Below are 13,629 nucleotides of genomic sequence, written 5' to 3'. Positions count from 1 at the left end.
GAAAGTTTAGACTTGGGGAATGACTACAGCAGCTAATCCGTCCGTAGGACTGGTCGGTTGGCGTGGCATGGTCGGCTCCGTCCTGATGCAGCGCATGCAGGACGAAAACGACTTCGCCAACATCAACCCGGTATTTTTCTCCACCTCGAACGCAGGAGGTGCCGCCCCGTCCTTCGCTGATGGGGCAGGCAAGCTCGAGGATGCGTTCGATATTGAGACGCTTGCCAAGCTGCCAATTATTGTCACCGCCCAGGGCGGCGACTACACCAAGCAGGTCCACGGCGAACTTCGCAGCCGCGGCTGGGACGGCCTCTGGATCGATGCTGCGTCCACATTGCGCATGAACGACGACTCCATCATTGTGCTGGACCCCATCAACCGCGACGTCATCGATGCCGGCCTGTCCGGCGGCGTGAAGGACTTCATCGGCGGCAACTGTACGGTTTCCTGCATGTTGATGGGCCTCGGTGGCCTGTTCAAGAACAACTTGGTCGAATGGGGTACGTCCATGACGTACCAGGCGGCTTCCGGTGGCGGCGCGCGGCATATGCGCGAGCTCCTGAACCAGTTCGGCACCCTCAACAACGAGGTCAGCAGCGAACTGGACGATCCTGCGTCGGCCATCCTCGAAATCGACCACAAGGTCCTCGCAGCCCAACGCACCGGCGTGGACGCCACCCAGTTCGGCGTGCCGCTGGCCGGTTCCCTCATCCCTTGGATCGATGCCGATCTGGGCAACGGCCAGTCCAAGGAAGAGTGGAAGGCCGGCGTGGAGACCAACAAGATCCTCGGCACCGGAAACGGCACTGCCGGCAAGGACCACATCGCCATGGACGGCCTGTGTATCCGCATCGGCGCCATGCGTTCGCACTCCCAGGCCCTCACGCTCAAACTGCGCGAAGACCTGTCTGTGACTGAAATCGAGAGCCTCCTGGCCAAGGACAACGAGTGGGCCAAGGTTGTTCCCAACACCAAGGAAGCCTCCATGGCGGACCTGACCCCTGTGGCAGCATCCGGCACCCTGGACATCCCCGTGGGCCGTATCCGGAAGCTCGAAATGGGTCCTGAGTACATCAGCGCCTTCACTGTGGGCGACCAACTCCTCTGGGGTGCAGCCGAGCCGCTGCGCCGCATGCTCAACATCGTGACGGGCAAGCTCTAAGCTCTGCCCTTGGAACGTCGCTGACCCGCTGTCCCGTTGCTGAACTGCGACGGAACAGCGGGTCAGCCACGTTGAGGGCCGCCTAGCCAGCCATGAACTTCAGGTAGGCGCGCCCTTGGGCTTGGAACGAGCGCTCAGCAGCCGGACCAAGCTGACCCGTGAAGGGCTCGGCCGCGACGCCTGCCGTCTTGCCGTTGGCAGTCCGTGCCCACGTTCCCACGACTTCTCCACCGGACACCATGATGCGCTTGAAGACACCGTTCTTGCCCGGCACTACCAACTCTGCGTGCCCGGGGGCGAGGACCAGGCTCCTGTCCTGGTAACCGAGCAGGTATTCGTCGAACCCGGGGAGTGCCAGCAGCGAGCGGGAACCGGGGACCCCGTCGTCGAGCATTGCTGCTGTTTCGGGCGAGAGCCAGTAGCTGGCGCCGCCAAACTGCAGCTCAACCAGGCGATCCTGGATGCCCTTGAGGGCTGTCCTCGCCTCCGTGAGCGGGACCTGGGACCACCACGAAAAATCCTTGATGGTGGCCGGGCCGTGGCTCCGAAGGTAGCGGAACAGGAGCTCTGCAATCCCCTCCTCGCGGCCAAGGTTCCTCGAGTCCGGAATCCACTCGTCGAACGGCACGAACAATTGCTGCACGCCCACTTTTCCGTCGGTCACCGCCATGGGTCCTTGGACAAGCAACGCACGCTGGCACAGGCTCCCCAGCAAGTGGATTCCCCGCTGGGCCTTGGTGATCTGGCCGGCCTCCTCAAACGCCTGGAACAGCTGCTCCCGGGTTGCGCCGGGTGCGCCCTCGGATTCTTTGAGGACCTCCGTGGTTTTGAAGGCGATGTCCCGGCAATGGTTGATGTCGTCCGGAGTGATGGCGAGCTCGCGGTGCCGGCCCGCCACCAAATTCATCAGGCGCTCACTGGTGATGCCCAGAATCCAGCGGAGGTCTTCCGGCGCGAGCAGGTGCAGCGTCCCGCGCATGGGCCACGAACGGACCACTGTACCGGCGTCGAGGGCTGCCCGGACATCCGAGGCGGCCGTTCCCGGCACGCGCTGCCCCACCGCCCAGAGGGCCGAGCCGAGATCCTGGGCCTGCATGGCAGTCATCCAACGGACTGCGTCCGGCACTGTGGGAAAGCCGCCGCCCAACAACCCCTGGCTGGCGAGCCGCAATCGGCCCATGACGCGCGGACTGAGACTCATCTGGGCTGCAGGCATGCTTCATCCTAAAAGGGCCGACGAGCACAGGGAACCTTGCCGCGCCTCCCAGCCGTCACCCAGCAGCAGATCCTAGGATGAGTTCATGCTTTTTGGTGATCTTGCTCCGTTTGTGCGGCCGATGAGCCGGTGGTTGGCTACCGCCGGCTGGTTCTGCACGCTCGTCGGGCTTGGCGCGGGGCTGATAGTGGCGGTGGGGACTGGGGTGAGCCTCTCCCCCTCAATGCAGGCCATCCAAACGGTCAGCCTTGTGGCAACCGCCGCAGCCGCGCTGCTCATCGGAACCGCTGCAGCCACCCAGACCGTGGCCGATCGCGACGACGACGCCCCCGAACCTTGGTTTTATCCGGCTGCCGCGGCCCAGGTCCGCAGCTTCCTGCTCGGAGCCATCGTCATGCTCCTGGGCTTGGTCGGTTTCGCTGCTGCCGGGCTGTTCATGCCCAGCGGTCCGTCGCCGCAAAGCATCGCCTTCAGCCAGATCTTCCTGTTGGGATCCGTCAGCTGTGGGCTCACGTTCCTGCTGCTCAACAAGGTCCTGCCCATCGCCGAACGGCGCACGCGTTAGAGGCTGACGCCAATCAGCAACGGTTCCGGGTGCAGCTCAATGCCAAAGCGTTCGACGACGCCGGCCCTCACCTCCCGCGCGATGGCCACCATGTCCGAGGCCGAGGCTGAGCCCCGGTTGGTGATGGCGAGAGTGTGCTTGGTGGACAGGGATGCCCTGCCGCCCGAGACACTGGATTCCTCAAGGCCGAAGCCCTTGCCGAATCCAGCCTGGTCGATCAGCCAGGCCGCGGAGAGCTTCACCAGTCCGTCGGTGCCGGCGGGATACCGGGGTGCGTTCTCCGGAAGCCCAGCGGCACGATCGGCGGGCACTATCGGGTTGGTGAAGAAGGATCCTGTGGAATAGGTGTCGCGATCATGCGCGTCCAGGACCATCCCTTTGGACGCACGGAGCTTGAGTACTTCCCTGCGGACATCGTTGGAGTAGGCGCGTTTCCCGGCCTCAACACCCAACACCCGGGCAAGCTCTCCGTAGCGGATGGGTGCGCTCATCCGTCCCAATGGCAGCTGGAACTCGACGGTCAGCACCACATAACGGGGCGAACCCTCAACTGTGGTCTGCTTGAGGATCGAATCGCGGTACCCGAACTTGAGTTCAGAATTGGTGAAGGTCTGCACCGCATTGCGTTCGCGGTCCCAGGTGCGCACCGCGGCGATGGTTTGTGAAACGTCTGAGCCATAGGCGCCCACGTTCTGCACGGGTGTGGCTCCGGTGGCTCCCGGGATTCCGGACAATGCCTCCAGCCCGGACCAGGCGTGCAGTACGGAATGTTCAACCAATGCGTCCCAGTTGTGGCCCGCCTGTACCACCACGGACACGCCTCCGCAGCTGTCCTCCGAATTAACCGTGAAGCCTTCGGAAGCGATCTTCAGGACTGTCCCGGGGTAGCCTTCGTCCGAGATCAGGAGGTTCGAACCACCTCCGATAATCAGGAGTTTCCCGCCCGCAGCGTCGGCCGAGCTGACGGCGTCGATGATCTCAGCCTCGGTGCGGGCCTCCACATAGTTCCCTGCGGGGCCGCCGACAGCGGCCGTGGTCAATTCGGAAAGCAGCGTCTGGGTCACCAATCAAGCCTAGCGGGCATCGTCGGGCTGGATCGACCCAGCCTTTTGCTGACCGGCGAGCGGCGCCAGGAAGAAGCTGACCACCAGCAGTACCAGCGGTGCCAGCAGGGAGTGCAGGATGCCAAAGTGTTCAGCCAGCAACCCGAGAAGTGGAGGACCACACAGGAAGGCTCCATAGCCGATCGTCGACACCACTGAGACCCGGGCAGCCGCATGGACAGGGTCGTCAGCCGCCGCGGACATCCCCACCGGGAACCCCAGCGAGGCACCCAGGCCCCACACAGCCAGCGCCACAAAGGCAAGCCACGGAACCGGCGAGAAGACAAAGAGCGCAAGCCCCACCACGGCGGTTGCCGAGCACCAGCGCATCACCAACACCCGCCCAAAACGGTCAAGGATGGCCGTGCCGGCAAAGCGTCCAATGGTCATGAAGGTGACGAACAATCCGTAACCCACAGCACCTGCGGCATCGGACTGACCGTGGCCGTCGGCAAGCGCCAACGCCACCCAGTCCCCCGCGGCTCCTTCAGCCAATGCCAGGCCGAGGACCAGGACACCGATCAGCAAGGTCCGGCGGTCACGCCACGCCAGAGCCACGAGCCGCTTGTTGTCGAGTGGGGCAGCGGCCTTGCCGGGTTCGGGATGCGTCTCCGGGGACCCGGTGATGATGGGCAGCGGACCGGTGGACGGGTCCTGGAAAGTGTCTGTCTCATCCGGCCGGTAAGTGTGCGTAGCAGCAGCTGTCTTTTCCGCGCGGAACCAGAACCCGGCAGTCACCACGGAGGCAGTCACCACGACCCCCGAGATCAGGAAATGCCAGAACACTGGCATGTGCACGGCAGCTGCCCAGGCACCGAACCCGGCTGCAGCCACAGTGCCGAGGCTGAAGGCTCCATGGAGGTGGGGCATGATATGCCGCTCCATGGCACGTTCCAGCGAGGCACCTTCCACGTTGGACGCGGTGTTCCAACTGGCCGTACCGAGTCCGAGCACCACCAGTCCGGCCGCCACCACCAGCGGACTCAAAGCAATGGAAGCGCCAAAGCCCACAGTCACCAAGCCGGCACCCACCATGCAACTGCCGATCCGTGTGGTGAGCTTGGGACCCAGCCTGAGTACGATCAGCCCCGAAGCCGAGATCGAGATGAATGAGGCCACAGTCATGCACATCAGCAGGAGGCCGATACCACCCGGGGTGAGATTGAGTCCGTCACGGATAGCGGGCAGGCGGGACACCCACGTTGCGAAGGCGATGCCACTGGCCGCGTAGGAGGCAAGAACAGCGGCACGCCACCGCGACATTTCAGTCGCAGTGGCGCGCGGTGGAGTGGTGTTCAGTTGGTTCAAGAGACCTTCACGACCGCCTGCGACTTCATGAGGACCTTAAGTCCAGCGGCCACTACGGTGAGGTCGATGCGCGCGGTGCGGGCATCGGCGTCGAGCGCTCCCACCACACCGGTGACGTCGATGACAGCGCCGGCCTCACCGGTCCCAGTGGTGTCGGTGACGAGGACGGGCTTGGTGAAGCGCGTCTGGTAATCGACGACGGCGGCGGGGTCGCCTGCCCAGTCGCTCACCAGTTGCACTGCGGCACCCATGGTGAACATGCCGTGGGCGATGACGCCGGGCAGCTCAACGGAGGTTGCGAATGCTTCGTTCCAGTGGATCGGGTTGAAGTCCCCGGAGGCTCCTGCGTACTTGACCAGGTCCTGGCGGGTGACATCAATGCTGCGGGTACCGATTTCCTGGCCGACCGTCAATTCTTCGAATGCAGGGCTCATGGTTACTGTCCCTCTCCGCGGACCAGGATGGACGAGGTGGTGGTGGCGACCTTTTCGCCGGCCACTGTGGAAATCTCGGAACGTGTGGTGATCATTGCTCCGCCACCCATGGCCCTGACACCGTCGACGTGCAGCTCTGCAACAAGCTGGTCGCCTGCGACGATGGGACGGTGGTGCGTGAAGCGCTGGTCGGCGTGGACCACGCGGGAGAAGTCGATACCGGACTCGGGGTCCTGTACCAGCTGGGCGTCAGCGCGCTGGGCAACGATGATGGCAAACGTTGGCGGTGCTACGAGGTCGCTGTGGCCAAGGGCCTTGGCTGCCTCCACATCGAAATGTGCGGGGTTGTTGGCTTTCACAGCCTTGGCAAACTCGCGGATCTTTTCGCGGCCGACGTCATATACCTCTGCGGCAGGGTAGCTACGGCCCTGCAGGTCCGGATTGATACTCATGTTCCAACCCTATCGGGCTGCGAGGGCTTGGAGGCAGCGCCTTCTTTGGGTGGCCGTTACTTCTTGTAGCTCTTACGGATCTTCTGGCCGCGGATGACGAGACCTGTGACGTGGAGGAGCAGTCCCACTCCGATGACGGGCAGCGACGCCATGGCCAGCCCTTGGTTGCCGGACGTGTTCCCCACGATGGACAGGATGAGCCCGACGGCGATCAACCCCATGGCGCCGAAAACCAGCGCTTTGTAGGAGGTGGAGGCGGTGGCCCAGAATTCGTTCAGCACCGTCCAAGTCTACCGGGGCGTGCTGGTGGGCGTTGCCGGGGTTAGCGCTCGCGGTGAATGAACCCTAGAAGAGGGAGTCCTGCAGCGCCGGGATTTCCGTGAGGTGCGGGCCGAACTCGATCTTGCGGCCCTTCAACGCGCCCAGGTCTGCCACGAAGCTGCCCTCGACCTCTGCACCCGAAGCGTCGGGGAGGCCTGCCAAGGCAATCGCCCCGGACAGTGAGTGCACCCGCAAACCGTGCCCGCCGGCGTCGAACGTCACGGGGTATTGGTGGCGACGCCCATCGTCGGCAGCATCACAAAGCCGGTCCGCCAGCGCGGGCCGGTCCCACTCTTCCTCAACAACGGAATAGCCGGTCATCGCGAGCCCGCCCAGCAGCTCACGCACCCGAGTGGCATGCTGGCGGTTCACCGCAGAAAGCTCGACGGCGGCACGCGGCTCTACCAGCCCCGCCACCTTGGAAGCGGAGCGGACTTGCTGGACGAGACCGAGTTCGCGGGTCACCAGGTCCTCAAGCACTCGGACAATCCGACCGTCCTCGGCGTGGGCCACATACGAAGCATGTACGGCACCCTGCTCGGCAAGACGGTTCCACTTGCGCTGCGCGGAGGCAGTGCCGATCTTCGTTGCACCGTTAGCGAAGGTAGCCACATAGAGCCAGTGCGGCTGCATCAGGTAGGCGCGGAGTCCGGTGGGCACCGAACCGCCCCGGTGGAAGTCATGCATCAACCGGGAGTCGTCGCGGGCAAAACACGTCCCGCACTGTTTGCCCCGCTCGGCCATGGATCCGCTGCGGCACGGAACATGCGTGCGGTCTCCCGGCCCGTGGACCTTGGTATGGCCGAGGCACCACAGACCGGGGATAACGCGCAGGCCCAGGGATGAGCCCTGGGCCAACGCAATATCAGTGAACTCCGCGTCCGGCGGGAATACCCTCAAAGCCGGGGAGGAAGAGTCCCAAACGACTCCATGAACCAGCATGCCTACAGGGAAGGCTGGACCCCGAAAGCCACTGCGAGCTTCATGATCTTCTCGGCGCGGCCCAAACGCGGGAGGTCGGACCCGTCGCGGATCACGCGGCCGTTGGCTTCAAAGTCGTTCATGAAGTCGGTGGCCCAGGCAACGTCAGACGGCGTGGGGCTGATGACCTCGTTGATCACGGTGGTCTGGTCGATGGCCAGGCAGAGCTTGCCAGTCATGCCCATGGTCACGGTGATGCCGGTCTGCTCACGCAGGATGGGGTGGTTGGTGCCGACAGTGGGGCCGTCGATGGGGCCCGGGAGGTTGCCGACACGGCTGGCGACAACGAGCTTGGCACGCGGGTAGGCCATGGCTTCCGGCGTGGCGGCCATGCCGGTGTCGCGGCGGAAGTCGCCGGAGCCGAACGCAAGGCGGAAGGCACCCTGCGCGCGTGCGATGTGGTTGGCTTCCTCGATGCCGAGGGCGGACTCGACCAGTGCGATGACGGGGGTCTTGCCGTCCATGCGGTGATAAGACTCGGTGACCTGGTCAGCGGACTCGGTCTTGGCGAGCATCACGCCCAGCAGTCCGGGTGTCCCGCGCAGGCCGGCGAGGTCGTCGGCCCAGAACGGGCTGGTGGCGTCGTTGACGCGAACCCACGCCTGGCCACCGGCGGTCAGCCAGTTAACGACGTTCTCGCGGGCCAGGTCCTTCTGGGAAGGGTCCACAGCGTCTTCGATATCAAGGATGATGGCGTCTGCCCGCGAACCCGCAGATTCGTCAAAAAGCTCCGTCTTCATGGCATTCACAAGGAGCCAGGAACGGGCGATATCGGCGGGTATGTTGCGGGTAGGCCGAATGGACTCGGCGGCGATGCTAGACGTCATGTATCTACCGTATCCGTCCTGCGGGCCGCAAGGCGAAGAAATCCGGCTGGTTGTGAGGATCAATACGAACTAAACCCCATATGACTGTGGGGTTCGGCAGTATGAATGCCCGACGTCGGTACGCGCCAGTCATGACCGGCCCGGCAGTCGCTGTTGTTCACAAGGCTCAACGCGGCGTCTTGTGTCCCCCGGTTGCCGGGAATTGCCCAGGATTTCGTCCCGTGTCGGGCTGTTTCGCAGCGTTTCCAGGCGTTACCCCAGCGCTTCCCAGCCGCTGTCGAAATGGGCTTTCATCGTTCCCAAGCCGTTGCGCAGGTTCTCAAGCATTTGTGTAAGCCGGCCCACCCAACACATCCCCACTCATCGAAAGTAGCTCCCATGAAACTGCACCTGCCCCTGCTGAGCGTCGCGGCCGCCGTCGTACTAGCGCTGACGGTGTCCGGCTGCGGCGGTGCAGCCGAAGCCGGACAGGCCAATCAGCCCGGTAACGAGGTCAAGGAGCTCCGGTACCAGGGCTCGGCCAACAACGTGACTTTCCCTGAACTGGCTGCGGACCTTGGATACCTGGGCGACCTGAAGCTGAACTGGGTTGGCAACACCACCAGCGGACCCCAGGACATCCAGTCGGCGGCGACCAATCAGACTGATTTCGGCGGCGCATTCTCCGGGGCGGTGGTCAAGCTCATTGAAGCCGGGGCACCCGTCAAGGCTGTGACCAACTACTACGGCTCCGATGAAAAAACCTTCAGCGGGTACTACGTCAAAGCGGACAGCACCATCAAGGAACCGCGTGACCTGATCGGCAAGAAGATCGCCGTCAACACGCTGGGCGCGCACCACGAAGCCGTCATCAACACCTGGCTGACCAAGAACGGACTCAGCCAGGACGAGATCAAACAGGTTCAGCTGGTCCCGCTGGCACCGAACGACACCGAGGAAGCGATTCGTCGTGGACAGGTGGACGCCGGAACGCTCGGCGGCGTCCTGCAGGACCGGGCCATCGAAGCCGGCGGACTGCGCTCGCTTTTTAGTGACGTGGAGCTGTTTGGTACCTTCGCCGGCGGCCAGATCGTGCTCCGGAACGACTTCATCGAAAAGAACCCGAACACCACCCGCACCTTCACCACAGGAGTTGCCATGGCGATCAAATGGGCAGCGGAAACGCCTCGCGACGAGATCATTGCCCGCTTCACCAAGATCATCGAGAGCCGCGGCCGCAACGAGAGCACGGCCAACCTGAAGTTCTGGAAGAGCCCCGGGGTTCCGGACTCAGGGGTGATCAAGGACGAGGACTTCACCCGCTGGGAGGCCTGGCTTAACGCGTCGGGAATCGTCAAGGACAAGCTCACGCCGTCCAAGTACTACACCAACGGGTTCAACGAGCTCGCGTCGAAGAAGGGATAGCCATGACCGCGAAAATCAGTCTCCGGAATGTCACCAAGGAGTTCACGGTCCGGGCCACCAAAACAACGAGCGCCACGCGCCTCACCGCCATCGACTCCCTGAGCCTGGACGTCCGCGACGGCGAGTTCCTCACCTTGGTGGGGCCCAGCGGTTCGGGCAAGACCACGCTGCTGGATCTGCTGGCCGGACTTTCCACGCCGACGTCCGGCGAAGTCCTCGTGGATGGTAAAGCCGTCACCGGGCCGGGCAAGGACCGTGCCGTGGTGTTCCAGCAGTACGCGTTGTTCCCGTGGCGGACGGCCTCGGCCAACGTCTCCATCGGGCTTGAAGGAGTGGGCCCGGACGGCAGTAAGCTGAACCGCCGCGAGCGGGCAGCGAAGGCCAGCGAGTACTTGGCGTTGGTGGGGCTGGCGGGCTTCGAGGACCGCTATCCGCATGAGCTCTCCGGCGGCATGAAGCAGCGCGTGGCCATTGCCCGAAGCCTGGCCTACGAACCTGACGTGTTGCTGATGGACGAGCCCTTCGCCGCCTTGGACGCCCAGACCCGCGAGCAGCTGCAGGACGAGCTCCTCAGGATCTGGAAGGCCACCGGCAAGACGATCGTCTTCATCACGCACGGTATTGACGAGGCCGTGTACCTCGGCGAGCGCGTCGCTGTGCTGAGCGCCCGCCCCGGCCGCCTCAAGGAAATCGTGGACATCACCATTCCGGACCGCGACGGCGACGAGGACATCCGTTCCAACCCTGCCTTCGTGGAACACCGACACCAGGTCTGGACGCTCCTGCACGATGAAGTCCGTCGTGCCCAGGACGCCGGCCACCGCAAGATCCTGCCGGACGGCAGCGCACCGGACGAACCCGCAACCATCACCAAGGAAAGGAGCGCGGCCTGATGACCACCACGCTCATTCATACAGAAGCCGCACCCGCGGCGGGCGCCGCGGCCAACCCAACTGCCGCCGTCGAGCGTTCCCCGCATGCTCCTGCAGAAGGCACGACGCCGGCACCCGGTAAAGCGCGCCGCGTCGCCGCTGTCGTTGGTTCAGCCGTGTGGAAGTCCGCAGCAATTCTGGCGTTCCTGGCGCTGTGGGAGCTGGGGCCGACGTACCTGGCCAGCCCCTCCACGCGGGTGTTCCTGCCGCCGCTGCACGAAGTGCTCCTGGCGTGGGGCAAACTCTTCGAGGCCGGAACCATCCAAGGCCATATCGCGGCAAGCCTCACGCGCTCCGTCGCCGGCTTCGGTGCGGCCTTGGTGGCCGGTGTTTCGCTGGGCCTGCTCATTGCCTGGTACGGACGCCTGAACTCGGTGCTGAATCCCCTGCTGGAACTGTTCCGCAACACCGCCGCACTGGCCCTGCTGCCCGTGTTCACCCTGCTGCTGGGCATTGGCGAGGAATCCAAGATCAGCATCGTTGCGTACGCCGCGTTCTTCCCGGTCCTGCTGAATACCATTGCAGGCGTCAAGACCGTCGATCCGCTCCTGATCCGGGCCGCGCGCTCCTTGGGTCTCAACAGCTTCCGGCTCTTCCAGAAAGTCATTCTCCCGTCCGCCGTGCCCACCATTTTCACGGGCATCCGCATGGCCGGGACGGCCTCGATCCTGGTGCTGATCGCCGCTGAAATGGTGGGCGCGAAAGCCGGCTTGGGCTACCTGATCGTGAACGCGCAGAGCAGCTTCCTCATCCCGGACATGTATGCGGGAATCCTCACGGTGTCCCTGCTGGGGCTGGGCGTGAACTTCCTGTTGGTAGCCCTTGAGCGGCACTTTTCCCGCTGGCGGACCGCTGTTGGCGCTGCTGCTTCCTAGACCAACCCCGCGGCACCCGCCGCAACCATCACAACAAGTAAGGAAAGAACAATGACCGTCATTACCGAAACCAAACTCGAGTTCGCCAAACTCGGCTCCCGCATCGGTGCCGAAATCCGCGGCCTGGATATCAGCGGAGACCTCAGCCAGGACACTGTTGCCCAAATCAGGGCAGCACTCAACGAGCACAAAGCACTGGTCTTCCGCGAGGCCAACATTTTCACCGACGAGGCCCAGGTGAAGTTCGCTTCGCACTTTGGACCACTGACCAAGGCGCACCCCACGGTTGCCTCAGTGGAAGGTGAAGAGAACGTCTTGCCGGTGGACAGTGAGAACGGCTCGGCCAACAACTGGCACACGGACGTCACCTTTGTGGTCAACCCGCCGCAGGCTTCCACGCTGCGCAGCATCGATCTTCCGGCCTACGGCGGCGAGACCCTCATTGCGTCCTCGGCCGGCGCGTATCAGGACCTCCCGGAAGAGCTGAGCAGCTTCGCGGACAACCTGTGGGCCATCCACACCAATGACTACGACTACTCGGTGCCCAAGAACCTCGAGCACTCCAACGCCGAGGAGCGCCGGAAGGAGTTCACCCGGCTGAAGTTCGAAACCGCACACCCCGTCGTGCGGGTCCATCCCCTGACCGGCGAGCGCGGATTGTTCATTGGGGGCTTCGCGCAGCGGCTTCGGATTGTGGGGTTGTCCAACACCGAGTCCAAGGACATCATCCGTCTGCTGCAGGCGTACGTGACGCGTCCGGAGAACGTGGTCCGGGTGAACTGGGAGCCCAACCAAGTGGTCCTGTTCGACAACCGCATCACCCAGCACTACGCCCCGGACAACTACGATGGCCAGCCGCGCAAACTCAACCGGGTGACCATCGCCGGCGATATTCCGGTGGGCATCGAGGGAAAGCCCAGCCAGGCAATCCAGGGTGATTCGAGCACCTACTCGGTGGTGGCCCCGATCAGCCAAGCATCGTAGGCGGACTCCATGTGTTGCTGTTCCCACCCAGCTGAGTCGCAGTTGAGCGCGTTTTGAGAGGTCGTGACGCGCACAACTGCGACTCAGTTGGGTTAAAACGGGTTTAGGGGATGTTGCTGCCCCGGGCCGCCACCCACAATCCGTACCATTCAGCACGGGTCATCCTGGCAGCAACGGAGGCGGCATCAGCGCAAGCTTCTATCCGGGCAGCGTTGGTGGTTCCCACAACCGGAGAAATCCTTGCGGGATGCCTCATGAGCCAGCCCAGCAGCACCGATTCAGGCGTGGTGTCTTTCTCCCCCGCCAACGCTTCCAGCATCGACGCGGCAGCAGACTCAGCCGGTGACAGCTCCCCGGACTTCCCTCCCGTATAGCGGCCCTGGGCCAGGGAACCATACGCCTGCAGTTCAATCCCCTTGGTCATGCACTGCTCCACGGTCCCGTGCGGGAAGCTGTATCCCAGCCCATCAGTATGGTTGACCAGCACTGTACTCTCCAACCAGTCCCGGCGGAGCAGGCTCATTTCCAGTTGGTTCGCCACGATGGGCGTCTCCAACTCATCCTGCAAGAACGCGATCTGCGCGCCGGACATGTTGGACACACCCAGCTGCCGCACTTTGCCTTCCGACATCAAGTGTCCGACGGCGTCCGCCACCTCGCGCGGGTCCAGCAGCGGATCGGGGCGGTGCAGAAGCAGCACGTCCACATAGTCGGTTTGGAGCCGCTTCAGGCTCCCATTGACGCGCTCGAGGATGGCTTCACGGCTAAGGTCGTAGTGCGTATCCAGCCCGCGCTCCCCCAGCCTGATCCCGCATTTGGTTTGCAGCTGGATCTTCTCGCGCAAACCCTGCGAACGGGCGAGGACTTCCCCGAATACGGCTTCGGACTTTCCACTGCGGTAAATGTCAGCATGGTCGAACAGCTCAATGCCGACGTTCCGTGCGGCGTCAATGACCGCAGCTGCCTGATCGATCTCTGCAGCACCGTAAGACGTACCGTCCCAGGGGCCACCTAGTCCCATGCAGCCGTAGATGAGGCGTCCCCGCCTGTTCGCAATAGTCATGC

The 13,629-nt window shown here is 63.8% G+C and carries 15 protein-coding genes; 6 read left to right on the top strand and 9 right to left on the bottom strand.

The features are described from left to right. Positions 1 to 19 precede the first annotated feature (19 nt). Entirely contained in the window at positions 20 to 1,162 is a 1,143-nt protein-coding gene (asd, locus tag N7568_RS08120; protein ID WP_261609372.1) for an aspartate-semialdehyde dehydrogenase, read from the top strand. 82 nt (positions 1,163 to 1,244) lie between these two features. On the opposite strand, the gene N7568_RS08115 is transcribed toward asd, so the two are convergent. Then, complete coding sequence (locus N7568_RS08115) at positions 1,245 to 2,378, bottom strand: winged helix DNA-binding domain-containing protein (protein ID WP_261609371.1); 1,134 nt, start codon at positions 2,376 to 2,378, stop codon at positions 1,245 to 1,247. Between the two features lie 85 nt (positions 2,379 to 2,463). Here N7568_RS08115 and N7568_RS08110 point away from each other — a divergent pair, with 85 nt between their 5' ends. Next, positions 2,464 to 2,943 (top strand): hypothetical protein, encoded by a 480-nt coding sequence (locus N7568_RS08110; RefSeq protein WP_261609370.1) that lies wholly within the window; start codon positions 2,464 to 2,466, stop codon positions 2,941 to 2,943. Here the strand turns inward: N7568_RS08110 and N7568_RS08105 are convergent. The 7 genes from N7568_RS08105 to N7568_RS08075 form a co-directional block, all read right to left on the bottom strand. After that, positions 2,940 to 4,007, bottom strand: a complete 1,068-nt coding sequence (locus N7568_RS08105; RefSeq protein WP_261609369.1) for a UDP-N-acetylmuramate dehydrogenase — start codon at positions 4,005 to 4,007, stop codon at positions 2,940 to 2,942. The two genes, N7568_RS08110 and N7568_RS08105, sit on opposite strands and share 4 nt — an antisense overlap. Before the next feature lie 9 nt (positions 4,008 to 4,016). Further along, the gene (locus N7568_RS08100) at positions 4,017 to 5,354 is read right to left on the bottom strand and encodes an MFS transporter (RefSeq protein WP_261609368.1); all 1,338 of its coding nucleotides are present in this window, start codon (positions 5,352 to 5,354) and stop codon (positions 4,017 to 4,019) included. After that, a complete protein-coding gene (locus N7568_RS08095) occupies positions 5,351 to 5,788 on the bottom strand; it encodes a MaoC family dehydratase (protein WP_261609367.1) in 438 nt (145 codons plus the stop codon). The genes N7568_RS08100 and N7568_RS08095 overlap by 4 nt, the downstream gene beginning before the upstream one ends. Positions 5,789 to 5,790: 2 nt before the next feature. Next, the gene (locus N7568_RS08090; RefSeq protein WP_261609366.1) at positions 5,791 to 6,240 is read right to left on the bottom strand and encodes a MaoC family dehydratase N-terminal domain-containing protein; all 450 of its coding nucleotides are present in this window, start codon (positions 6,238 to 6,240) and stop codon (positions 5,791 to 5,793) included. Positions 6,241 to 6,296: 56 nt separating this feature from the next. After that, positions 6,297 to 6,521 (bottom strand): DUF3188 domain-containing protein, encoded by a 225-nt coding sequence (locus N7568_RS08085; RefSeq protein ID WP_261609365.1) that lies wholly within the window; start codon positions 6,519 to 6,521, stop codon positions 6,297 to 6,299. A 64-nt stretch (positions 6,522 to 6,585) separates the two neighbouring features. Then, positions 6,586 to 7,503: a DUF2797 domain-containing protein gene (locus tag N7568_RS08080; RefSeq protein ID WP_261609364.1), complete on the bottom strand. Its 918-nt coding sequence runs from the start codon at positions 7,501 to 7,503 to the stop codon at positions 6,586 to 6,588. Positions 7,504 to 7,505: 2 nt separating this feature from the next. Then, on the bottom strand, positions 7,506 to 8,369 hold the full coding sequence (locus N7568_RS08075) for an HpcH/HpaI aldolase/citrate lyase family protein (protein WP_261609363.1): 864 nt from the start codon (positions 8,367 to 8,369) through the stop codon (positions 7,506 to 7,508). Positions 8,370 to 8,747: 378 nt separating this feature from the next. Here N7568_RS08075 and N7568_RS08070 point away from each other — a divergent pair, with 378 nt between their 5' ends. Genes N7568_RS08070 through N7568_RS08055 form a run of 4 tightly spaced genes read left to right on the top strand, consistent with a single transcriptional unit; the run spans position 8,748 to position 12,564 of the window. Next, positions 8,748 to 9,773 (top strand): ABC transporter substrate-binding protein, encoded by a 1,026-nt coding sequence (locus N7568_RS08070; protein ID WP_261609362.1) that lies wholly within the window; start codon positions 8,748 to 8,750, stop codon positions 9,771 to 9,773. Positions 9,774 to 9,775: 2 nt separating this feature from the next. Next, a complete protein-coding gene (locus tag N7568_RS08065; protein ID WP_261609361.1) occupies positions 9,776 to 10,666 on the top strand; it encodes an ABC transporter ATP-binding protein in 891 nt (296 codons plus the stop codon). Continuing rightward, a complete protein-coding gene (locus tag N7568_RS08060) occupies positions 10,666 to 11,580 on the top strand; it encodes an ABC transporter permease (protein WP_261609360.1) in 915 nt (304 codons plus the stop codon). Before N7568_RS08065 ends, N7568_RS08060 begins: the two co-directional genes overlap by 1 nt. A gap of 51 nt (positions 11,581 to 11,631) precedes the next feature. After that, the gene (locus N7568_RS08055) at positions 11,632 to 12,564 is read left to right on the top strand and encodes a TauD/TfdA dioxygenase family protein (protein WP_261609359.1); all 933 of its coding nucleotides are present in this window, start codon (positions 11,632 to 11,634) and stop codon (positions 12,562 to 12,564) included. Positions 12,565 to 12,667: 103 nt separating this feature from the next. Here the strand turns inward: N7568_RS08055 and N7568_RS08050 are convergent, their stop codons facing one another. Beyond that, complete coding sequence (locus N7568_RS08050; RefSeq protein ID WP_261609358.1) at positions 12,668 to 13,627, bottom strand: aldo/keto reductase; 960 nt, start codon at positions 13,625 to 13,627, stop codon at positions 12,668 to 12,670. Positions 13,628 to 13,629 lie beyond the last annotated feature (2 nt).

The sequence above is a fragment of the Paenarthrobacter aurescens genome (genome assembly GCF_025421775.1).
In the GTDB taxonomy this organism is placed as follows: Bacteria; Actinomycetota; Actinomycetes; order Actinomycetales; family Micrococcaceae; genus Arthrobacter; species Arthrobacter aurescens_B.
Note: the sequence above shows the minus strand (reverse complement) of the source record. Positions and strands in the feature narration are given on the sequence as shown.